Annotated in this window: 17 protein-coding genes; 9 read left to right on the top strand and 8 right to left on the bottom strand. The window is 56.2% G+C overall.

What is annotated here, in order from left to right:
• Nucleotides 1-145: 145 nt before the first annotated feature.
• Genes fhuA through fhuB form a run of 4 tightly spaced genes read left to right on the top strand, consistent with a single transcriptional unit; the run spans nt 146 to nt 6,076 of the window.
• Entirely contained in the window at nt 146-2,356 is a 2,211-nt protein-coding gene (gene fhuA, locus NQ842_RS20115) for a ferrichrome porin FhuA (protein WP_257256245.1), read from the top strand.
• A gap of 50 nt (nt 2,357-2,406) precedes the next feature.
• Nucleotides 2,407-3,204, top strand: a complete 798-nt coding sequence (fhuC, locus tag NQ842_RS20110; protein WP_014830699.1) for a Fe3+-hydroxamate ABC transporter ATP-binding protein FhuC — start codon at nt 2,407-2,409, stop codon at nt 3,202-3,204.
• On the top strand, nt 3,204-4,097 hold the full coding sequence (gene fhuD / locus NQ842_RS20105; protein WP_083021502.1) for a Fe(3+)-hydroxamate ABC transporter substrate-binding protein FhuD: 894 nt from the start codon (nt 3,204-3,206) through the stop codon (nt 4,095-4,097). Before fhuC ends, fhuD begins: the two co-directional genes overlap by 1 nt.
• On the top strand, nt 4,094-6,076 hold the full coding sequence (gene fhuB, locus NQ842_RS20100; RefSeq protein ID WP_063411462.1) for a Fe(3+)-hydroxamate ABC transporter permease FhuB: 1,983 nt from the start codon (nt 4,094-4,096) through the stop codon (nt 6,074-6,076). Before fhuD ends, fhuB begins: the two co-directional genes overlap by 4 nt.
• A 94-nt stretch (nt 6,077-6,170) precedes the next feature.
• Here fhuB and hemL read toward each other — a convergent pair whose 3' ends face one another.
• A complete protein-coding gene (gene hemL, locus NQ842_RS20095; protein WP_050859450.1) occupies nt 6,171-7,451 on the bottom strand; it encodes a glutamate-1-semialdehyde 2,1-aminomutase in 1,281 nt (426 codons plus the stop codon).
• Between the two features lie 175 nt (nt 7,452-7,626).
• Between hemL and clcA the strand changes: the two genes are divergently transcribed.
• Nucleotides 7,627-9,027 carry a H(+)/Cl(-) exchange transporter ClcA gene (gene clcA / locus NQ842_RS20090; RefSeq protein ID WP_257256244.1) on the top strand — a complete coding sequence of 467 codons (1,401 nt, stop codon included), beginning with the start codon at nt 7,627-7,629 and terminating at the stop codon, nt 9,025-9,027.
• An 85-nt stretch (nt 9,028-9,112) separates the two neighbouring features.
• Complete coding sequence (gene erpA, locus NQ842_RS20085) at nt 9,113-9,457, top strand: iron-sulfur cluster insertion protein ErpA (RefSeq protein WP_013095643.1); 345 nt, start codon at nt 9,113-9,115, stop codon at nt 9,455-9,457.
• A gap of 93 nt (nt 9,458-9,550) precedes the next feature.
• Here the strand turns inward: erpA and NQ842_RS20080 are convergent, their stop codons facing one another.
• The 3 genes from NQ842_RS20080 to mtnN are packed head-to-tail and all read right to left on the bottom strand — an operon-like array spanning nt 9,551 to nt 11,693.
• Nucleotides 9,551-10,174, bottom strand: a complete 624-nt coding sequence (locus NQ842_RS20080; RefSeq protein WP_013095644.1) for a TRIC cation channel family protein — start codon at nt 10,172-10,174, stop codon at nt 9,551-9,553.
• A gap of 27 nt (nt 10,175-10,201) precedes the next feature.
• Nucleotides 10,202-11,002 (bottom strand): vitamin B12 ABC transporter substrate-binding protein BtuF, encoded by an 801-nt coding sequence (gene btuF / locus NQ842_RS20075; protein ID WP_014830704.1) that lies wholly within the window; start codon nt 11,000-11,002, stop codon nt 10,202-10,204.
• The gene (gene mtnN / locus NQ842_RS20070; protein WP_013095646.1) at nt 10,995-11,693 is read right to left on the bottom strand and encodes a 5'-methylthioadenosine/S-adenosylhomocysteine nucleosidase; all 699 of its coding nucleotides are present in this window, start codon (nt 11,691-11,693) and stop codon (nt 10,995-10,997) included. Before mtnN ends, btuF begins: the two co-directional genes overlap by 8 nt.
• An 82-nt stretch (nt 11,694-11,775) precedes the next feature.
• Between mtnN and dgt the strand changes: the two genes are divergently transcribed.
• The 3 genes from dgt (at nt 11,776) to cdaR (ending at nt 16,162) form a co-directional block, all read left to right on the top strand.
• A complete protein-coding gene (gene dgt / locus NQ842_RS20065) occupies nt 11,776-13,290 on the top strand; it encodes a dGTPase (protein ID WP_014830705.1) in 1,515 nt (504 codons plus the stop codon).
• A gap of 131 nt (nt 13,291-13,421) precedes the next feature.
• Nucleotides 13,422-14,858 (top strand): serine endoprotease DegP, encoded by a 1,437-nt coding sequence (gene degP / locus NQ842_RS20060; RefSeq protein ID WP_014830706.1) that lies wholly within the window; start codon nt 13,422-13,424, stop codon nt 14,856-14,858.
• Nucleotides 14,859-15,004: 146 nt separating this feature from the next.
• Entirely contained in the window at nt 15,005-16,162 is a 1,158-nt protein-coding gene (cdaR, locus tag NQ842_RS20055; RefSeq protein ID WP_023620759.1) for a DNA-binding transcriptional regulator CdaR, read from the top strand.
• A gap of 88 nt (nt 16,163-16,250) precedes the next feature.
• On the opposite strand, the gene NQ842_RS20050 is transcribed toward cdaR, so the two are convergent.
• From NQ842_RS20050 to map, 4 genes are all read right to left on the bottom strand, one after another.
• Nucleotides 16,251-16,637: a DUF3461 family protein gene (locus tag NQ842_RS20050; protein WP_014168696.1), complete on the bottom strand. Its 387-nt coding sequence runs from the start codon at nt 16,635-16,637 to the stop codon at nt 16,251-16,253.
• A gap of 111 nt (nt 16,638-16,748) precedes the next feature.
• Nucleotides 16,749-17,573: a 2,3,4,5-tetrahydropyridine-2,6-dicarboxylate N-succinyltransferase gene (gene dapD / locus NQ842_RS20045; RefSeq protein WP_013095650.1), complete on the bottom strand. Its 825-nt coding sequence runs from the start codon at nt 17,571-17,573 to the stop codon at nt 16,749-16,751.
• Nucleotides 17,574-17,605: 32 nt separating this feature from the next.
• On the bottom strand, nt 17,606-20,281 hold the full coding sequence (glnD, locus tag NQ842_RS20040; RefSeq protein ID WP_014830707.1) for a bifunctional uridylyltransferase/uridylyl-removing protein GlnD: 2,676 nt from the start codon (nt 20,279-20,281) through the stop codon (nt 17,606-17,608).
• Nucleotides 20,282-20,344: 63 nt separating this feature from the next.
• The gene (gene map, locus NQ842_RS20035; RefSeq protein WP_013095652.1) at nt 20,345-21,139 is read right to left on the bottom strand and encodes a type I methionyl aminopeptidase; all 795 of its coding nucleotides are present in this window, start codon (nt 21,137-21,139) and stop codon (nt 20,345-20,347) included.
• Nucleotides 21,140-21,285: the final 146 nt, after the last annotated feature.

Raw genomic sequence — 21,285 nt, 5'->3', positions numbered from 1 at the left:
GTTTTCTCCTGGTTATTTCTTAAACCCTTAATTCTCGTAGGGCCGCTTACTGCTTGCTATACGGCCAACGTTTCGCCTATTATGCTGCGGTCATAATAATAATTCTCGTTTACGTTATCATTCACTTTTCCATCAGAGATACACCATGGCGCTTTCCAATACTGCTCAGCCAATTAACACGTCGCTGCGTAAAATCGCAGTTGTCGTAGCCACAGCGGTTGCCGGCATGTCTGCTTATACCCATGCTGCCGAAACCCCGAAAAAAGAAGAAACCATCACTGTCACTGCCGCTCCGGCTGCACAGGAAAGTGCCTGGGGGCCTGCACCAACGATTGCGGCGAAACGCACCGCGACGGCGACCAAGACCGATACACCTATAGAAAAGACGCCGCAGTCGATTTCCGTCGTTACGCGTGAAGAAATTGACATGAAGCAGCCGGGAACGGTCAAGCAAGCGCTGGCTTATACGCCGAGCGTTTTTGCCACCCGCGGCGCCTCAACGACATATGATGTGGTGTCGATTCGTGGTTTCACCACTTCCAGTACCGTGAATACCAACCAGTATCTCGATGGGATGAAGCTGCAGGGCGATAACTATTCTGAAGCGTCCATGGATCCGTACTTCCTTGAGCGCGTGGAACTGCTGCGTGGCCCAACGTCTGTACTGTACGGCAAAAGCCATCCGGGCGGTGTTGTGAGCATGGTCAGCAAGCGACCGACCACTGAGCCGCTGAAAGAAATTCAGTTCAAGATGGGCACCGATAACCTGTGGCAGACCGGGTTTGATTTCAGCGATGCGATTGATGATGACGGCGTGTGGTCATACCGCCTGACCGGTCTGGGTCGTAGTGAAAATGCGCAGCAGGAGATGGTCAAATCCACTCGCTATGCCATTGCACCTGCTTTCAGCTGGCGTCCTGACGACAAAACCGATTTCACTTTCCTGAGCAACTTCCAGAGCGATCCGGACGCGGGCTATTACGGCTGGCTGCCGCGGGAAGGGACCGTTGTGCCTTACTATGATGCCAACGGAAAAGCGCACAAGCTGCCGACCGATTTTAACGAAGGCGAGGAAGACAATAAGATCTCCCGTCGCCAGAAAATGGTGGGATACAGCTTCTCGCATGCGTTTGATGACACTTTTACCCTGCGTCAAAACCTGCGCTACACCAAAATCAACACCCTTTATCGTTCCGTCTACGGCAACGGCTATATCGCTCCGGCGCAAATCAGCCGCGCGTATGTACGTTCAGACGAAGATCTCAACTCGTTCACCGTTGATACTCAGCTCCAGTCAAAATTTGCGACCGGTGCCGTGGATCATACCCTGTTAACCGGGGTCGATTACCTTCGTATGCGTAATGATATCAACGCAGACTACGGTACTGCCGATCCGATCAGCATGACAAAGCCTGCGTATGGCAATTCGAATGTTGACGTTTACTACCTGTACAAAGTGCTTAATCGTCAGGAACAAACCGGCCTGTACGCGCAGGATCAAGCAGAGTGGGATAAGTGGGTACTCACAATGGGTGGCCGCTATGACTTTGCGAAAACCTCTGCGCTGACCCGTACTACCGGTTCTACCGCGGAAATTAACGATCAGGCATTCACCTGGCGCGGCGGGATTAACTACCTGTTCGACAACGGTATCACGCCGTACTTCAGCTATAGCGAATCATTCGAACCGATTTCGGGCACCACTCAGGGCGGAAAACCGTTCGATCCGGCGCGCGGCAAGCAATATGAAGCCGGTGTGAAATACGTACCGAAAGATCTGCCTGTGGTGGTGACGGCCGCGGTGTATCAGCTGACCAAAAACAATAATCTGACGGCCGATCCGGCTAACCCGACCAGCGGCTTCAGCGTGCAAGGGGGCGAAATTCGTTCCCGTGGTGTTGAGCTGGAAGCGAAAGCGGCCGTATCAGCCAACGTGAACGTGACGGCTTCGTACAGCTTCACCGATGCGAAATACACACACGATACCTGGTATGAAGGTCGTCGCCCGGCGGAAGTGCCGCGTAACATGGCCTCTCTGTGGGCGGATTACACCTTCCACGAGACGGCACTGAGCGGTCTGACGCTGGGGGCGGGTGCGCGCTACATCGGCAACACCGTTTCCTACTACTCCTCAACGTCTCCGAAAGCCTACGAATCGTTTAACGTCGCGGGTTACGCGCTGGCGGATGCGACAGTGAAATACGATCTGGCGCGCTTTGGGCTGCCGGGATCTTCAGTTGGCGTCAACGTGAACAATATCTTTGACCGTGAGTACGTTTCCAGCTGCTATAGCGAATACGCATGCTACTGGGGAGCTGGACGTCAGGTTGTGGCCACCGCGACCTTCCGCTTCTAATCTCTCTTCGGGCACGGTTCGCCGTGCCCTTTTTATTTAAGTTGGCTGATATGCAGGACAATAAAACGCACTCCGACACCACTTTTACGCTCAATCAACTCTCCTTTCGTGTTCCCGGGCGCACCTTGCTGCACCCGCTCTCGTTGACGTTCCCCGCAGGTAAAGTTACCGGCCTGATTGGTCACAATGGTTCCGGTAAATCGACGTTACTGAAAATGCTGGGCCGTCATCAGCCGCCTTCAGAAGGGGATATTTTGCTGGATGAACAGCCGCTGGAGAGCTGGAGCAGTAAAGCCTTTGCACGCAAAGTCGCGTATCTGCCGCAGCAACTGCCCCAGGCGGAAGGGATGACGGTGCGTGAGCTGGTGGCGATTGGGCGTTATCCGTGGCATGGCGCGCTCGGGCGCTTCGGTGTCGCCGACAGAGAGAAAGTGGAAGAGGCGATTGCGCTGGTGGGATTAAAGCCGTTGGCGCACCGTCTGGTCGACAGCCTTTCCGGGGGTGAACGTCAGCGAGCATGGATTGCGATGCTGGTTGCGCAGGACAGCCGCTGTCTGCTGCTCGACGAACCGACTTCCGCACTGGATATCGCTCATCAGGTTGATGTGCTTGCGCTGGTGCATCGCCTGAGCCAGCAGCGTGGCCTGACGGTTATCGCGGTCCTGCACGATATCAACATGGCGGCGCGCTACTGCGATTATCTTGTCGCACTTCGCGGCGGGGAGATGATTGCTCAGGGGACACCGTCGGAACTGATGCGAAGTGAAACCCTGGAACACATTTACGGTATTCCCATGGGGATCCTGCCTCATCCTGGTGGGGCTGCTCCGGTGAGCTTTGTTTACTGATGCTGAATTCTACTTTGTTGAGCCGCCGCCGCTTGCTGACGGCCATGGCACTTTCACCGCTGCTGTTAAAGATGAACCTCGCGCGGGCAGCGGCTGCCGTCGATCCGCACCGTATTGTGGCGCTGGAGTGGTTGCCTGTTGAACTGATGATGGCACTGGGCGTCACGCCGTATGGTGTCGCCGATATTCCCAACTACAGGCTGTGGGTGAACGAGCCGGCGCTGCCCGATTCGGTCATTGATATTGGTCTGCGAACGGAGCCTAACCTTGAGCTGCTGACGCAGATGAAGCCGTCATTTCTGTTCTGGTCTGCGGGGTATGGCCCGTCAGAAGAGACAATGGCGCGTATTGCGCCTGGGCGGGGGTTCTCCTTCAGTGACGGAAAAAAACCGCTCACGATGGCGAAAAACTCCATCAACGAGATGGCGCATTTCCTCAATCGTGAGGCGGAAGCCAAACAACATTTCGCTGAGTTTGATGCTCTGATTGACTCCCTGAAGCCGCGTTTTGCCCATCGCGGAGACCGCCCGCTGCTGATGGTGACGCTGCTGGATGCGCGCCATATGCTGGTGTTCGGTAAAAACTGCCTTTTCCAGGAAGTGCTCGATAGTTTTGGTATTCGTAATGCCTGGGAAGGGGAGATGACCTTCTGGGGCAGCACCGCCGTCGGTATCGACCGTCTGGCGGCGTTCCGCGATGTGGACGTGCTGTGCTTCGATCACGGCAACGAGCGTGAAATGCAGGCGCTGATGGCGACACCGCTGTGGCAGGCGATGCCGTTCGTGCGTGAGCAACGCTTTATGCGTGCACCGGCGGTCTGGTTCTACGGCGCGACGCTGTCGGCCATGCACTTCGCCCGGGTGCTGGATAACGCGCTGGGGGGAAAAGCATGAGTACGCGTATTGCCCGTTTCCCGGCGCTGTTGTTGGCTCTGATTTTCCTGACCGCGCTGGCGTTGACCTGGTTTAACCTCTCGACCGCCTTACCGCGGGGGCAGTGGGGCGCGGCCCTGGCTACGCCGGATATCGATAATATTCAGCAAATGCTGTTCCACTACAGCCTGCTGCCGCGTCTGGCGATTTCGCTGCTGGTCGGGGGGGGGCTAGGGCTGGTGGGCGTCCTGTTCCAGCAGGTTTTGCGTAACCCGCTGGCCGAGCCTACAACGCTTGGCGTCGCGACCGGTGCCCAGCTTGGGATCACGGTGACCACGCTGTGGGCACTGCCTGGCGCGTTAACCTCGCAGTTTGCCGCGCTTGCGGGCGCGTGCGTGGTCGGCGCGCTGGTCTTCGGCGTGGCCTGGGGGAAACGTCTCTCGCCCGTGACGCTGATCCTCGCAGGGCTGGTCGTCAGCCTGTACTGCGGGGCAATCAACCAGCTGCTGGTGCTGTTCCATCACGATCAGCTGCAAAGCATGTTCCTGTGGAGTACCGGTACGCTGACCCAGACGGACTGGAGCATTGTGCAGCGCCTGTGGCCGCAGCTCGTTGGCGGCGCCATGTTGACGCTGCTGCTGTTACGTCCGCTGACGCTGATGGGGCTGGATGACGGCGTAGCCCGCAATCTGGGGCTGGCGCTCTCCCTGGCGCGTCTGGCGGCGCTGACGCTGGCGATTGTCCTCAGCGCATTGCTGGTTAATGCGGTTGGGATTATCGGCTTTATCGGACTGTTTGCCCCGCTGCTGGCAAAAATGCTCGGGGCGCGTCGCCTGCTGGCGCGACTGCTGCTGGCCCCGCTGATTGGTGCGCTGATCCTCTGGCTTTCCGATCAAATCATTCTCTGGCTGGCGCGTGTCTGGATGGAAGTCTCTACCGGGTCGGTAACGGCACTGGTTGGCGCGCCGCTGTTGCTGTGGCTGTTGCCACGCCTGCGCAGTATGAGTGCTCCCGCGATGGACGCGGGGGATAAAGTTTATGCTGAGCGTCAGTCGGTGCTGTGGTTCAGCCTGGCCGGTCTGGCGGTGTTGATCATCGTCTCGTTTGTCGCGCTTGCTTTCGGGCGCGATGCGGTGGGCTGGCACTGGGCAACGGGCGATTTGCTCCAGGAACTGCTGCAGTGGCGCTGGCCGCGTATCCTCTCGGCGTTGATTGCCGGGGTAATGCTGGCGGTCGCGGGCTGTATTATCCAGCGCCTGACCGGCAACCCGATGGCCAGCCCGGAAGTGCTGGGTATCAGTTCGGGAGCCGCGTTTGGCGTGGTGCTGATGCTGTTCCTGGTGCCGGGAAATGCCTTTGGCTGGCTGATGCCTGCCGGGAGCATCGGGGCGGCAGTGACGCTGATGATCATCCTGATTGCCTCCGGGCGCGGCGGGTTTTCGCCTCACCGGATGCTGCTGGCCGGGATGGCGCTCAGCACCGCCTTTACCATGCTGCTGATGATGCTGCAGGCGAGCGGCGATCCGCGGATGGCGAAGATCCTGACCTGGATCTCCGGCTCAACGTACAACGCCACTGGCAGTCAGGTGGTGCATTCCGGGATCGTGATGATCGTGCTGCTGGCGATTGTGCCCCTGTGCCGCCGCTGGATGACGATCCTGCCGCTGGGGGGCGAAACCGCACGTGCGGTCGGCATGGCGTTAACGCCAACGCGCGTCGCGCTGTTACTGCTGGCGGCGTGCCTGACGGCCACAGCCACCATGACCATTGGCCCACTGAGTTTTGTCGGGTTGATGGCGCCGCATATCGCCAGAATGATGGGATTCCGCAGGACGATGCCGCATATCGTGATGTCTGCCCTGACGGGCGGGGTAATGCTGGTAGTGGCGGACTGGTGCGGAAGAATGGTGCTGTTCCCGTATCAGATCCCGGCAGGTCTGCTATCGACCTTTATCGGCGCGCCGTATTTTATTTATCTGTTGAGAAAGCAGAGTCGGTAATAAAAGTAAACGTCAATCCTAAGATTGACGTTTTAGGGTTTGCTCCCCCTCCCTGTGGGAGAGGGCCGGGGTGAGGGCGTCACGCCGCACGTGCTTACAACTTCGCAAACACCTTACGCGCCGCGTCGATGGTGTTATTGATATCCTCTTCGCTGTGCGCCACGGACATAAAGCCGGCTTCAAATGCTGACGGCGCCAGGTAGACGCCTTCTTCCAGCATCAGGTGGAAGAAACGCTTGAAGCGGTCAACGTCGCACTTCACCACGTCCTGATAGCTTGTCACGGTTTGGGCTTCCGTGAAGAAGATCCCGAACATCCCGCCCACGTGGTTCACCACCAGCGGAATACCCGCCTCTTCAGCCGCTTCCAGCAGACCATTTGCCAGCTGCGTCGTGCGATCAGTCAGGGTTTCATGGATGCCCGGCTGGGAGACTTCTGTCAGGCAGGCGAAGCCCGCCGCCATGGCAATCGGGTTACCGGAGAGCGTACCCGCCTGGTAAACCGGCCCTGTTGGTGCCAGGGCTTCCATCACATCCTTGCGCCCCCCGAATGCGCCCACCGGCATACCGCCGCCGATGATTTTGCCGAGACAGGTCAGATCGGGCTCAACGCCGTAATAAGACTGGGCACCCGCCAGCGCGACGCGGAAACCGGTCATCACTTCGTCGATAATCAGCAGCGCGCCAAACTCATCGCACAGGGCGCGCAGGCCCGGCAGGAACTCTGGCTGCGGTGGAATGCAGTTCATGTTGCCCGCAACCGGTTCAACGATGATGCAGGCGATCTCCTGTGGATACTGCTCGAATGCCGCACGAACGGTGTTCAGATCGTTATAAGTGCAGGTCAGGGTGTGTTTCGCGAAATCAGCCGGTACGCCCGGGGAGTTTGGCTGGCCAAGGGTCAGTGCGCCGGAGCCCGCTTTCACCAGCAGGCAGTCCGCATGGCCGTGGTAGCAGCCTTCAAACTTGATGATTTTGTCGCGACCGGTAAAGCCGCGCGCCAGACGGATAGCGCTCATGGTGGCTTCGGTACCGGAGTTCACCATACGCACCATATCCATGGTTGGCACCAGCTCGGTCACCAGCTCCGCCATTTTGACTTCCATCTCGGTAGGCGCGCCAAAGCTCAGGCCGCGCTGGGCCGCTTCAATCACTGCATTACGGATGGCGGGGTGGTTGTGACCCAGCACCATCGGGCCCCAGGAGCCGACGTAATCGATATAGGCCTTGCCGTCGACATCAAACAGGTACGCGCCATCAGCACGTTCAATAAACAGCGGCGTTCCGCCTACGCCTGTAAAGGCGCGAACAGGCGAGTTTACGCCACCTGGGATAAGCTCGCGGGCTGCACTGTAGAGGTTTTCAGACTTGCTCATGGCGTCGTTCCTGGTTCGTATAAAATGATTAAGCACACTATTCTAAGTGATCCGCGAAAGGTAATGAAATTTTTGCCCCTTTCATTGCTAAACAATTTTTAAGTATTTTTCACGGGACGACGTGACGCACTCTGGTAAAATCCCTGTGCGATTTGTATGACGAAAAGAAACGGTAATGAAAGCAGACTCACCTTCTTTTGAAGAACAACAGTTCCGACGCGCGCAACACCGGATCAGCATCCGGCGCTTGCTCAATCGCGATAAGACACCGCTGGCAATTTTACTGGCCGCCGCTGTAGTAGGGACGCTCGCCGGGCTGGCGGGGGTTGCCTTTGAAAAGGCGGTCAATGCGGTACTGAACTGGCGTATTGGTACGGTGGCCGGTTTCGCCGACAAAGGAGGGCTGGTCTGGTTCTGGGCGTTCGGGTTGTCCGCACTATTTGCCATAGTGGGCTACTTTCTGGTGCGTAAATTTGCGCCGGAAGCGGGCGGTTCCGGGATCCCTGAAATTGAAGGCGCACTGGAAGAGCTGCGTCCGGTGCGCTGGTGGCGCGTCATCCCGGTGAAGTTTATCGGCGGCATGGGAACCCTTGGTGCGGGTATGGTGCTGGGTCGAGAGGGGCCCACCGTGCAGTTGGGTGGGAACGTCGGGCGCATGGTGGGGGATCTGTTCAGGATGCGCAGCGCGGAAGCGCGCCATACGCTGCTGGCCACAGGCGCCGCAGCGGGGCTTTCGGCGGCGTTTAACGCACCGCTGGCGGGGATCCTGTTTATCATCGAAGAGATGCGCGCCCAGTTCCGCTATAACCTTATCTCGATCAAAGCGGTCTTTACCGGTGTGATCATGTCGAGCATTGTGTTTCGCATTTTCAATGGCGAAAGCCCGGTGATCGAAGTGGGGAAACTGACCAATGCGCCGGTGAACACGCTGTGGCTGTACCTGATCCTGGGCATGATATTCGGTGTTGTCGGCCCGCTGTTTAACACCTTTATCCTGCGTGCGCAGGATATGTTCCAGCGCATCCATGGCGGGAATACCACGAAATGGGTGTTGATGGGCGGCGTGCTGGGTGGCCTGTGTGGCGTGCTGGGGTTCATTGAGCCGAACGCCGCGGGCGGCGGGTTCGGGCTGATCCCGATTGCGGCCGCAGGCAACTTCAGCGTGGGTCTGCTTCTGTTTATGTTTATTTCTCGCGTCATCACGACGGTGCTCTGTTTTTCCTCCGGTGCGCCGGGTGGTATTTTTGCCCCGATGCTGGCGCTGGGGACGTTGCTTGGCACAGCCTTTGGCATGGCGGCTGCGGCCGGTTTTCCGGCATATCATCTGGAGGCCGGTACGTTTGCCGTTGCCGGAATGGGGGCGCTGCTGGCGGCCTCCCTGCGCGCGCCGCTGACCGGCATCGTGCTGGTGCTGGAGATGACAGACAATTACCAGCTCATTTTGCCAATGATCATTACCTGTCTCGGCGCGACACTATTAGCCCAATTCCTGGGTGGAAAACCGCTATACTCCACCATTCTTGCTCGCACCCTGGCGAAGCAAGAGGCAGAACGGGCCGCAATGCAGAATACTTGAATGAATTACCAGGGTATTAGATAATGACAAAAAGAATTGGGTGAATTTTACCCAATTGCAGTAGCAGTATTCATGGGAGCATAAGATGAGTGATGACGTAGCGTTGCCGCTGGAGTTTACCGAAGCAGCAGCCAACAAAGTGAAAACCCTGATTGCCGACGAAGACAATCCGGATCTGAAACTGCGTGTCTATATTACCGGTGGCGGCTGCAGCGGCTTCCAGTATGGTTTTACCTTTGACGACCAGGTTAACGACGGCGATATGACTATCGAGAAACAGGGCGTCGCGCTGGTGGTTGATCCGATGAGCCTGCAATATCTGGTGGGCGGTTCGGTGGATTACACCGAAGGTCTGGAAGGTTCGCGCTTTGTGGTGACTAACCCAAATGCCACCAGCACCTGCGGGTGTGGGTCTTCGTTCAGTATTTAAGAGGGGGCGGGCTGATGCCCTCACCCCGGCCCTCTCCCACAGGGAGAGGGAGAAAAGATTAAAAACGGTAACCTTGCGGTTACCGTTTTGCGTTTATCTTCCATTCTCATCCAATGCGAACGTCGGCAATTTAAGATGCCAGCGTATCGCCGCCAGACGTATCGCCAGCGTCACCACCATTCCCAGCATGGCTGAATTTTCCAGCGGTATCGCAAAGGTATAGTACGCCGTGGCATGTACAATCCCGCCAATAATGCAGGCCGTAGCATAGATTTCGGTACGCAGGATCATCGGCACTTCTCGTGCCAGAATATCGCGAATAATCCCGCCGCCTACGCCAGTCAGCACGCCCATGCAGATGGCAACCATGGGCCCTGTCCCCGCATTAAAGGCTTTATTCACCCCAATGCCGACAAACACAGCCAGACCGACGGCATCCAGCACCGGGAGGATCCATTTTGGTAAGCGGCGGGGCTGGCGAACCAGCACGATGGTTAACAGGCAGGTGACCATCGCCACCACCAGATCGGTAGGATCTTTCACCCAAAACACCGGGCCATTATCCAGCGCCATATCACGGATCGTTCCACCACCAACGGCAGTTACCACGCCAAGCACCAGCACGCCAAACGGATCCATGCGCAGTTTTCCGGCGAGTAAAACGCCGGAGATAGCAAAAACGGCTGTGCCAAGAATATCCAGCCAATAAACGAGCATCGTTAAATCCTCGAAGGGGGTCTTATGTTAATGACTCTCGGCCAGTGCGGCACAGAGTTGTTTTGCGGCGAGGATAATACGCGGGCTGGCGCGTTCAAACCAGTCGCTGGTGAGGGGGATCACCGGAATTTTTAGCTGGCTTTGCCAGAATTGTTCAATTTTAGGAATCTCGCTCGCATTTCCGACCACAACGATAGCCTGCGGTCTGCGAGCCAGAACCTGTTCCCGGCTGACCTGCGGCCACGGTATCCGGCTGGCCGCAAAGATATTTTCTCCGCCACAGACTTCCAGGACCTGATTCTGAATAGAGCCTTTCCCGGTGGTGAACAGCGGCTGGCTGCCAAACTGCAAAAAGATGCGCTTTTTAACGGGGGTATCGTATTTTGCTTTGAGTGCCGCATAGTCGCTGAGCAGTTGTTTTGCCGCATCCTCGGCTTTGGCCGGGGTTGGACTATAGGGAGCCAGAGATCGTAACGCCTGAGCGACCTGCTCAATGCTCACGGCATCCACCCACATGACCTTGATCCCAAGCGACGTAAGCTGGTTAACCTGCCGCTCGGCGTTACCGCCACGCCAGGCGAGTACGAGATCGGGCTTAAGCGCCACGATGCGTTCAATGTTCATCCCTTGCCAGGTCGCGACCTGTTCAATACGCGTGGCCTGGGGTGGATAATCAGAAAAGCTACTCACGCCAACGGGGGTGATCCCGGCGGCAAACGCCAGTTCGGTGTTAGCGGGGGAGAGGGTTATCACACGCGGCGCGGCGCAGAGCCAGGCCGGTGCGAGCAGAAGCAGGGCGACCAGCGCCCTGACGGCATGTTTAGCCACGAGCCAGTTTCTGCACAAGGCTCTCCACCATCACGGTGGACTGTTTTGCCGCGACAACCAGGAATTCGTCGAAGCTGATATGAGACTGCTGATCGGCCACGTCAGAGATGGCACGAACCACCACGAACGGGACGTTGAAGTTATGACAGACGTGAGCAATCGCGGTCGCTTCCATCTCAACGGCGATTGCCTGTGGGAAGTTGTGACGGATTTTTGCCAGGCCGACGGAGCCATTGATGAAGGCATCACCGCTCACAATCAGGCCGCGTACGGCGTTGAGGTTCAGCTCAGCAATGCACTCTTCTGCCGCCGCAACCAGCTTATCGTCGGCCTTAAAGCCGGCCGGGCAACCCGGAAGCTGACCGTATTCGTAGCCGAATGCGGTAACGTCTGCATCGTGGTAACGCGCTTCATCGGAGACGACGATATCACCCACTTTCAGGGTCGGTGCCAGACCGCCCGCAGAGCCGGTGTTAACGATCACGTCTGGCTTGCAACGCTCAAGCAACAGCGTTGCGCCCAGCGCAGCAGCAACTTTACCGATGCCTGATTTCAGCAGAGCCACGTCAACACCGTTCAGTTGACCGGTATAGATCTCACAACCCCCCAGAGAGAGTGTCTGACGGTTCTCAATTTTGTCACGCAGCAGCGTAACTTCTTCTTCCATTGCACCAATAATGCCGATTTTCATAGATTTACTCGCGATGTGCCTTGTTAAGATGCATAGTCTATCATGCGCTTAAGGGGAAACGCATTCTCACGCGGGGGAGCACATGTCACAGATCGATTTTCGCACCAAAATTAACTGGCACCGACGTTTCCGTTCGCCGCAGGGGGAAAAGAGCGAACATGAGATCCTGCGTATCTTCGAAAGCGATCGCGGGCGGATCATTAATTCGCCTGCCATCCGTCGTCTGCAGCAAAAGACCCAGGTGTTTCCGCTTGAGCGTAACGCTGCCGTGCGCACACGCTTAACCCACTCAATGGAAGTTCAGCAGGTGGGGCGCTACATTGCCAAAGAGATTTTAAGCCGCCTCAAAGAGCAGCGCTTGCTGGAAACCTATGGTCTGGATGAGTTGACCGGGCCCTTTGAGAGCATTGTTGAGATGGCCTGCCTGATGCATGACATCGGCAACCCGCCGTTTGGCCATTTCGGCGAGGCGGCGATCAACGACTGGTTCAGGCAGCGACTCTTCCCGTCAGATGCCGTCAGCCAGCCGCTCAGTGATGACCGCTGCGTGGTCCGGGATTTACGTCTGCGTGAAGGCGAAGAAGCGCTGAACGATCTGCGTCGTAAAGTGCGTCAGGATCTCTGTCACTTTGAAGGCAATGCACAGGGGATCCGGCTGGTGCACTCCCTGATGCGCATGAACCTGACCTGGGCACAGGTGGGATGCATCCTCAAATATACCCGTCCCGCCTGGTGGATGGGCGAAACGCCCGCTTCGCACAGTTATCTGATGAAAAAGCCGGGCTATTATCTCTCTGAAGAAGCCTATATTGAGCGGCTACGTAAAGAACTTTCATTGACTGCAAATGGCCGCTTCCCGTTAACGTGGATTATGGAAGCCGCCGATGACATCTCCTATTGTGTTGCCGACCTGGAAGACGCCGTTGAGAAAAGAATATTCAGCGTCGAGGAGTTGTATCAGCATCTTTATGATGCGTGGGGGAAACATGAAAAAGGTTCGCTGTTTGCGCAGGTCGTCGAAAATGCCTGGGAAAAATCGCGCGCAAATACATTAAGCCGCAGTACGGAAGATCAGTTCTTTATGTATTTGCGGGTCAATACATTAAATAAACTGGTGCCTTACGCCGCCTCGCGTTTTATTGACAATTTGCCGATGATTTTTAGCGGGGAATTTAATCATGCGTTGCTGGAGGATGACAGCAGCTTTAGTCAGTTGCTTGAGTTATATAAACATGTCGCAATGCGCCATGTCTTCAGCCACCCTGATGTTGAACAGTTAGAGCTGCAGGGATATCGGGTTATCAGCGGCTTACTGGAAATCTATCGACCCCTGCTGCAATTATCGGTCGATGAATTTAGCGAGCTGGTGGAACACGAGCGCGTGCGACGAATACCGATTGAGTCCCGGCTTTATCAGAAACTTTCTACCCGTCATCGTCTGGCTTATGTTGAAGCCATCGGCAAACTGGATCGCCACGCTCCTCAATGGCCGGTGCTCGAATATTATTATCGCTGTCGTCTCATCCAGGACTATATCAGCGGGATGACCGATCTGTATGCCTGGGACGAGTACCGCAAGCTGATGGCTGTGGAATAACCGGTGAGTTTTGTAAAGACGACCAATAAATTTTTACTTTTTCCATAAACTTATCGCCGGAACTAAGCGGTATAAAACGAATCTGAGTTACACAGCAATTTTGCGTTATCTGTAAATCGAGATTGAGAAACATGAAAAAAACCACATTAGCAATGAGTGCACTGGCTCTGAGTTTAGGTTTAGCGCTGTCTCCTCTGACTGCTACTGCAGCCGAGACCGCGTCGTCGGCAGCAACCGCGCAGCAGATGCCAAGCCTGGCACCGATGCTCGAAAAAGTGATGCCATCGGTGGTGAGTATCAACGTTGAGGGCAGCACGACCGTCAATACGCCGCGTATGCCGCGTAACTTCCAGCAGTTCTTCGGCGATAACTCGCCATTCTGCCAGGACGGTTCGCCATTCCAGAGTTCTCCGTTCTGTCAGGGCGGTGGCGCAGGGGATGACGGCCAGGGCGGCGGCCAGCAGCAGAAATTCATGGCGCTTGGCTCGGGGGTCATTATCGACGCTGCGAAAGGCTATGTCGTGACCAACAACCACGTGGTGGATAACGCCAACAGCATTAAGGTTCAACTGAGCGACGGGCGCAAATTTGACGCCAAAGTGGTGGGCAAGGACCCACGCTCTGATATCGCACTGATCCAGATTCAGGATCCTAAAAACCTGACGGCGATTAAAATTGCCGACTCCGACGCGCTGCGTGTCGGTGACTACACCGTGGCCATCGGTAACCCGTTCGGTCTGGGTGAAACCGTGACGTCGGGTATTGTCTCAGCGCTGGGCCGTAGCGGTCTGAACGCGGAGAACTATGAAAACTTCATCCAGACGGATGCGGCGATCAACCGCGGTAACTCCGGCGGTGCGCTGGTGAACCTGAACGGTGAGCTGATTGGTATTAACACTGCCATCCTGGCGCCGGACGGCGGCAACATCGGTATCGGTTTTGCTATCCCAAGTAATATGGTGAAAAACCTGACCGCACAGATGGTGCAGTATGGCCAGGTGAAACGCGGTGAGCTGGGTATTCTGGGTACGGAGCTGAACTCTGAGCTGGCGAAAGCGATGAAAGTTGACGCCCAGCGCGGCGCGTTTGTGAGCCAGGTTATGCCGAATTCCTCCGCAGCAAAAGCGGGGATTAAAGCCGGGGATGTGATCACCTCCCTGAACGGTAAACCGATCAGCAGCTTTGCCGCCCTGCGTGCCGAAGTGGGCTCAATGCCAATTGGCAGCAAAGTGACGCTCGGCCTGCTGCGTGACGGTAAGGCGGTTAACGTGAGCCTGGAGCTGCAGCAGAGCAGCCAGAATCAGGTCGATTCCAGCACCATCTTCAGCGGGATTGAAGGGGCGGAGATGAGCAACAAAGGTGCAGATAAAGGCGTGGTGGTGAATAACGTGAAAGCGAACTCACCGGCAGCCCGTATCGGCCTGAAAAAAGGTGATGTGATCATGGGGGCTAACCAGCAGCCGGTGAAAAACATCGCTGAACTGCGCAAAATTCTCGACAGCAAGCCATCCGTGCTGGCGCTGAATATTCAGCGTGGTGACACCTCTATTTATCTGCTGATGCAGTAATCCTCTTAAGCCCCTGCTCGCAGGGGCTTTCTCGTTTCTGTGACCTTTTCCACAAGTCCACATTTCTCTCCCTGACTTTGTGCATTTGCACAATGCGACCGCGATTGAACTCCCCTATGCTGGAGCACTGCTCACAGGAGGGTTACATGGCTGGCTGGCATCTTGATACCAAAATGGCGCAGGACATCGTGGCGCGCACCATGCGCATCATTGATACCAATATCAACGTAATGGATGCCCGTGGGCGCATTATTGGCAGCGGCGATCGCGAGCGTATTGGGGAATTGCACGAAGGTGCGTTGCTGGTGCTTTCCCAGGGGCGGGTCGTGGATATCGATGATGCCGTGGCGAAACACCTGCACGGCGTCCGTCAGGGCATCAATTTACCGCTGCGCCTTGAAGGGGAAATTGTTGGCGTAATAGGCCTGACCGGTGAACCCGAATCACTGCGTAAATATGGCGAGCTGGTCTGCATGACGGCGGAGATGATGCTGGAGCAGTCGCGCCTGATGCACCTGCTGGCGCAGGATAGCCGTCTGCGCGAAGAGCTGGTGATGAACCTGATTCAGGCAGAGGAGCATACGCCTGCGCTGAGCGAGTGGGCTCAGCGTCTGGGCATCGACCTGAACCAACCACGCGTGGTGGCGGTGATTGAGGTGGATAGCGGCCAACTGGGGGTCGATAGCGCAATGGCTGAATTGCAGCAACTGCAGAATGCGCTGGCGACGCCGGAGCGTGACAACCTGGTGGCGATCGTTTCCCTGACGGAAATGGTGGTGCTCAAGCCGGCGCTTAACGCGTTCGGTCGCTGGGATGCGGAAGATCACCGTCGTCGTGTGGAGCAGCTGATTTCCCGTATGAAAGAGAACGGCCAGCTGCGTTTTCGCGTCGCCCTGGGAAATTACTTTACCGGACCTGGCAGTATTGCCCGCTCATGGCGTACGGCGCGTACCACGATGATGGTGGGTAAACAGCGAATGCCGGAAAGCCGCAGCTATTTTTATCAGGATCTGATGCTGCCGGTACTGCTCGACAGCCTGCGCGGTGGCTGGCAGGCCAATGAGCTGGCGCGTCCGCTCGTGCGCCTGAAAGCGATGGACAACAATGGCCTGCTGCGTCGGACGTTGCAGGCATGGTTCCGGCATAACGTGCAGCCGCTGGCGACGTCGAAAGCGCTGTTCATTCACCGCAATACGCTGGAGTATCGGCTCAACCGGATTTCGGAGCTGACAGGGCTGGATCTGGGGAGTTTTGACGACAGGCTGCTGCTGTATGTGGCGCTGCAGCTGGATGAACAGCGATAGCTGAGTGCGGTATGGTACACTCACCCCATCCCTCACAGGAAGAGGGCGCAAACACGAAAAACGGCAATCAAGGATTGCCGTTTTGCTTTTATTTCCGGGTTAATTTCTCAAGATCCGCTTCAATCTCGCTGATCTTATTAGTCACAACGCTTTCAAGGTGACGCAGATCGTCAAGGATCTTACGCTTGAGATCGACTTCGGTACGGTCGCGCTGGCAGATCTGATCGAGTTCATCAATCACATAGCGCAGGTTAGGGCTGATTTCCTGAACCTCTTTGTATCCCTGTCCTACACCGTCTGCGACGACGGTCTTACGCTGGCGTGGGTATTTGAACTTCACGCTCTTGGCGAAAAACTCTCCTTTGTCCTTGTGAAAATAGATTTTTAAAATATCGTTGTTGGCTTCCTGGCGAAGGCTGTAACGATCAATTTCATCAGGATTGGTAATGCCCAGACTTTTCAGATTATCGTACATAGCGGTACCCTTGATCTCAACATAACCTTTGAATAATTAACGAAAAAATCTATTTTCGCCACCCTCAGATATGAAAAAAGCGGGGTTGCCCCCGCTTTTTGTTATATCCGATTAATCGATGGTGCGCAGCAATTCGTTGATGCCCACTTTACCGCGGGTTTTCGCGTCCACTTTCTTCACGATAACCGCACAGTACAGGCTGTACTTACCATCTTTAGACGGCAGGTTGCCGGAAACCACCACGGAGCCCGCCGGAACGCGGCCGTAATGGATTTCGCCGGTTTCACGGTCGTAAATACGGGTGCTCTGACCGATGTAAACGCCCATAGAGATTACTGAACCTTCTTCAACGATCACGCCTTCTACCACTTCAGAGCGCGCGCCGATGAAGCAGTTGTCTTCGATGATGGTTGGGTTAGCCTGCAGGGGTTCCAGTACGCCACCAATGCCGACGCCGCCGGACAGGTGAACGTTTTTACCGATCTGCGCGCAGGAGCCCACGGTTGCCCAGGTGTCCACCATGGTGCCTTCGTCTACATAGGCACCGATGTTTACGTAGGACGGCATCAGTACGGTGTTACGGGCGATGAACGCACCCTGACGCACCGCAGCAGGTGGCACTACGCGGAAGCCTTCTTTCTGGAAACGCGCTTCGTCGTAATCAGCGAATTTCATTGGCACTTTATCGAAGTAGCGGCTTTCAGCTCCGTCGATAACCTGGTTATCGTTGATACGGAAAGAGAGCAGCACGGCTTTCTTCAGCCATTGATGAGTGACCCACTGACCGTCGATTTTTTCTGCTACACGCAGCGCGCCGGAATCCAGCAGAGAAATCACCTGATTAACCGCTTCGCGGGTAACGGTATCCACATTTGCCGGGGTAATCTCGGCGCGACGCTCAAAAGCGGACTCAATAACGTTCTGTAACTGCTGCATTGTTTACTCTTTCCATTTCACTAAAAAACACGTCACCCTTTATCGTTTGGATTGAGGGCTGCTGTCAACCGTTGTTGCACTTCAAGTTGCAGGTCATTATTAAGGGCACGCCGGTCCGCTGTTGCGATTATAAATAAATCTTCTACTCGCTCGCCAATGGTTGTAATTCGGGCTCCGTGGAGCGAAATTCCCAGATCGGCAAAGACCTGGCCGACGCGGGCGAGCAGTCCTGGCTGATCCAGGGCAATCAGCTCCAGGAACGATTTACGATCGGTGTGGGTCGGCAGGAAATTGACCTCGGTATCGACGGTAAAGTGGCGCAATTTTGCCGGCTGACGACGCGGCTGTGGTGGCTGCCAGCTGCGCTGGGTGATGGCCTGTTCCAGACCAAAACGTATCCCTTCATGACGATCCGACGACAGCGGGCTGCCGTCCGGCTCCAGCACAATAAAGGTGTCCATCGCCATGCCGTCGCGGGTAGTAAAAATCTGCGCGTCGTGCACGCTCAGGTTTCGTCTGTCCAGTTCAGCGCATACCGCAGCAAACAGATAAGGACGGTCCGGGCTCCAGATAAAGATCTCGGTACCACCGCGTGTCGCCTGCGGGCTGAGCAGGATCATCGGTTGCGACAAATCATGCTGCAGCAGATGCCGTGCATGCCAGGCCAGCTGGTTTGGGCTGTGGCGGACAAAGTAGTTGGCGCGACAGCGGGCCCAAATCTGATGCAATGCCTCTTCATCAATGTTGTCCATCCGCAGCAGGGCCAGAGCCTGCAGCTGATGATGGCGAACACGCTCGCGCATGTCCGGAGTATTTTGCATGCCGCGACGCAGCTGTTTTTCGGTCGCAAAGTACAGTTCACGCAGCAGGCTCTGCTTCCAGCTGTTCCACAGCGTTTCGTTGGTGGCGCAGATATCGGCCACCGTCAGGCAGACCAGATAGCGCAGACGGTTTTCTGTTTGTACCTCTTCTGCGAACTGCTTGATCACTTCAGGATCCTGAATGTCACGGCGCTGAGCGGTAACCGACATCAGCAGGTGATGGCGGACCAGCCAGGCAACCAGCTGCGTTTCGCGCGAGTTCAGACCGTGCAGTTCGGCAAACTTCAGCACATCCTGCGCACCCAGCACCGAGTGGTCACCCCCACGGCCTTTGGCGATATCGTGGAACAGGGCGGCAATCAGAATAAGTTCCGGGTGGGTCAGACGTGGCCACAGCTCTACACAAAGCGGGTGGCGGGAGCGCGTCTCTTCTTTCGCAAAGCTCTCCAGCTTGAGCATGACGCGGATCGTGTGTTCATCCACGGTATAGGCATGGAACAGATCGAACTGCATCTGCCCGACAATGTGCGACCATTGCGGCATATAGGCCCACAGTACGCTGTGACGGTGCATTGGCAGCAGCCCGCGACTGACGGCGCCCGGATGGCGGAGCATGCTCAGGAACAGCGAACGCGCTTCCGGGATATAGCACAGCGGCTGCGTCAGATGGCGGCGCGCATGGCGCAAATGGCGCAGGGTTGTGGAGTAGATCCCGGTGATCGTACTGTTGCGGACCATCGTATAGAACATCCGCAGGATCGCCTCCGGCTCGCGCATAAACAGGGTTTCGTCACGCAGATCGATAAGCGTGCCGCGCAGCTGGAACTCGTCATCGATGGGGCGCGGTTTTTCGTCCGCCGTCAGCGCAAGAATGGCTTCGTCGAACAGCTGTAGCAGCATCTGGTTGAGCTCGGTGACGCGGCGAGTCACGCGGAAGAAATCCTTCATCATATGCTCAACCGGTTCGTTACCCTCGCCGCTGTAGTTGAGGCGCTGGGCCACGCTGAGCTGGCGGTCAAACAGCAGACGGTTATCGTAGCGATTAAGTTCAAGATGGAGGGCAAACCGAATGCGCCACAGTAGATGCAGACACTCGTTCAGCTCGTTTCGCTCGGCTTCGGTCAAAAAGCCAAAGCCCACCATCTCATCCAGCGAGGTGGCGCCAAAGTGGCGACGGGCCACCCACTGTAATGTGTGGATGTCGCGCAGGCCGCCGGGGCTGCTTTTAATATCCGGTTCAAGGTTATAACTTGTCCCGTGATAGCGCTGGTGGCGCTGATTTTGTTCCTCGACCTTTGCGGCGAAGAACTTTTCTGACGGCCAGAAGCCGTCACTGAAAATGTGTTTTTGCAGTTCCAGGAACAACGCGACGTCGCCGATCAGCAGGCGGGTTTCGATCAGGTTAGTGGCAACGGTCAGATCCGATAACCCTTCCAGCAAACACTCTTCCAGGGTGCGCACGCTGTGGCCAACTTCCAGCTTGATATCCCAGAGCAGCGTCAGCAGTTCGCCAATTTTTTGCGCCTGTTCGTCCGGCAGCTTTTTGCGGCTTAAGATCAGTAAGTCGATATCGGAGAGCGGATGCAGCTCACCGCGGCCATAGCCCCCGACGGCAACCAGCGCCACGTCGCTGACCTGCCCGAACCCGTTCTCAATCCACAGGCGTTGCAGGAGCTGGTCGATAAATTCGGTGCGCGCTTCGATCAGCTGTTCGGCGGAAATGCCCGCGTCAAACGCGCTTCCCAGCCAGCGCTGGAAGACATCCATATGGGCTTTGATGCCGGCACAGCTCAGCTCGTGCTGCGGCCAGACGCCCGGGTTATCGGGCTGGTCGGGGAGGGTGGGAAGTGCTGTGTTAGCATACTGTTCGGGTAATAGATTACTCATCGTGCGCCACCCATAAGAAAAAGCTATAGCCATTAAAAAAGCCGGCATTTGCCGGCTTTTTTATCATTCATCGTGCGTCAGTATTGCCGGGATGGTGTCATCCTTGCGCAACGTCATAATTTCGCAGCCGTTGTCTGTTACCACAATAGTATGCTCGTACTGCGCAGACAAGCTTCTGTCTTTGGTTTTCACCGTCCAGCCATCTTTCATGGTGCGGATACGGTAGTCACCCGCGTTAACCATTGGCTCGATGGTGAAGGTCATGCCTTTTTGCAGCACCACGCCGCCGTCATCCGCATCATAGTGCAGAACCTGCGGCTCTTCGTGGAAAACGCGACCAATGCCGTGACCACAATATTCGCGAACCACGGAGAAACCTTCCGCTTCCACAAACTTCTGGATGGCGGCACCAATGGTGCGCAGGCGAATGCCCGGTTTTACCATCTTCAGTGCCAGGTAGAGGCTCTCCTGCGTCACTTTACACAGGCGCTCGCCCAGGATGGTTGGCTTGCCCACGATAAACATCTTCGAGGTGTCACCGTGGTAATCATCTTTAATGACGGTGACGTCGATGTTGACGATGTCGCCATCTTTCAGCAGTTTTTCGTCGTCCGGAATACCGTGGCACACCACTTCATTTATAGAAATGCAGACGGATTTCGGGAAACCGTGGTAGCCGAGGCAGGCGGAGACCGCGTGCTGCTCGTTAACGATATAGTCGTTACAGATGCGGTCCAGTTCGCCGGTGCTGACGCCCGGTTTCACGAACGGCTCGATCATTTCCAGCACTTCCGCGGCCAGACGACCGGCGACGCGCATCTTTTCAATTTCTTCAGGGGTCTTAATAGAGATAGCCATGTAATCTGTCCATCGGTGTCGATTTTTTCGACAATACTAGTCTAAGTGCCGTCAATGGTACCAGTCAGGCGCACCCCGTGCCAAACTGAGAATCATTAACAGCACACTCAGCCAACAACTATTGGTTTCTGGCCGTGTTTTGTGGT

It is taken from the genome of Enterobacter cloacae complex sp. R_G8 (assembly GCF_024599795.1).
Taxonomy (GTDB): domain Bacteria; phylum Pseudomonadota; class Gammaproteobacteria; order Enterobacterales; family Enterobacteriaceae; genus Enterobacter; species Enterobacter dissolvens.
This window is presented reverse-complemented; position numbering and strand designations above follow the sequence as displayed.

Coding starts and splice junctions, on each gene's coding strand:
- fhuA (WP_257256245.1), top strand. CDS start 146: ATGGCGCTTTCCAATACTGCTCAGCCAATTAACACGTCGCTGCGTAAA.
- fhuC (WP_014830699.1), top strand. CDS start 2,407: ATGCAGGACAATAAAACGCACTCCGACACCACTTTTACGCTCAATCAA.
- fhuD (WP_083021502.1), top strand. CDS start 3,204: ATGCTGAATTCTACTTTGTTGAGCCGCCGCCGCTTGCTGACGGCCATG.
- fhuB (WP_063411462.1), top strand. CDS start 4,094: ATGAGTACGCGTATTGCCCGTTTCCCGGCGCTGTTGTTGGCTCTGATT.
- hemL (WP_050859450.1), bottom strand. CDS start 7,451: ATGAGCAAGTCTGAAAACCTCTACAGTGCAGCCCGCGAGCTTATCCCA.
- clcA (WP_257256244.1), top strand. CDS start 7,627: ATGAAAGCAGACTCACCTTCTTTTGAAGAACAACAGTTCCGACGCGCG.
- erpA (WP_013095643.1), top strand. CDS start 9,113: ATGAGTGATGACGTAGCGTTGCCGCTGGAGTTTACCGAAGCAGCAGCC.
- NQ842_RS20080 (WP_013095644.1), bottom strand. CDS start 10,174: ATGCTCGTTTATTGGCTGGATATTCTTGGCACAGCCGTTTTTGCTATC.
- mtnN (WP_013095646.1), bottom strand. CDS start 11,693: ATGAAAATCGGCATTATTGGTGCAATGGAAGAAGAAGTTACGCTGCTG.
- dgt (WP_014830705.1), top strand. CDS start 11,776: ATGTCACAGATCGATTTTCGCACCAAAATTAACTGGCACCGACGTTTC.
- degP (WP_014830706.1), top strand. CDS start 13,422: ATGAAAAAAACCACATTAGCAATGAGTGCACTGGCTCTGAGTTTAGGT.
- cdaR (WP_023620759.1), top strand. CDS start 15,005: ATGGCTGGCTGGCATCTTGATACCAAAATGGCGCAGGACATCGTGGCG.
- NQ842_RS20050 (WP_014168696.1), bottom strand. CDS start 16,637: ATGTACGATAATCTGAAAAGTCTGGGCATTACCAATCCTGATGAAATT.
- dapD (WP_013095650.1), bottom strand. CDS start 17,573: ATGCAGCAGTTACAGAACGTTATTGAGTCCGCTTTTGAGCGTCGCGCC.
- glnD (WP_014830707.1), bottom strand. CDS start 20,281: ATGAGTAATCTATTACCCGAACAGTATGCTAACACAGCACTTCCCACC.
- map (WP_013095652.1), bottom strand. CDS start 21,139: ATGGCTATCTCTATTAAGACCCCTGAAGAAATTGAAAAGATGCGCGTC.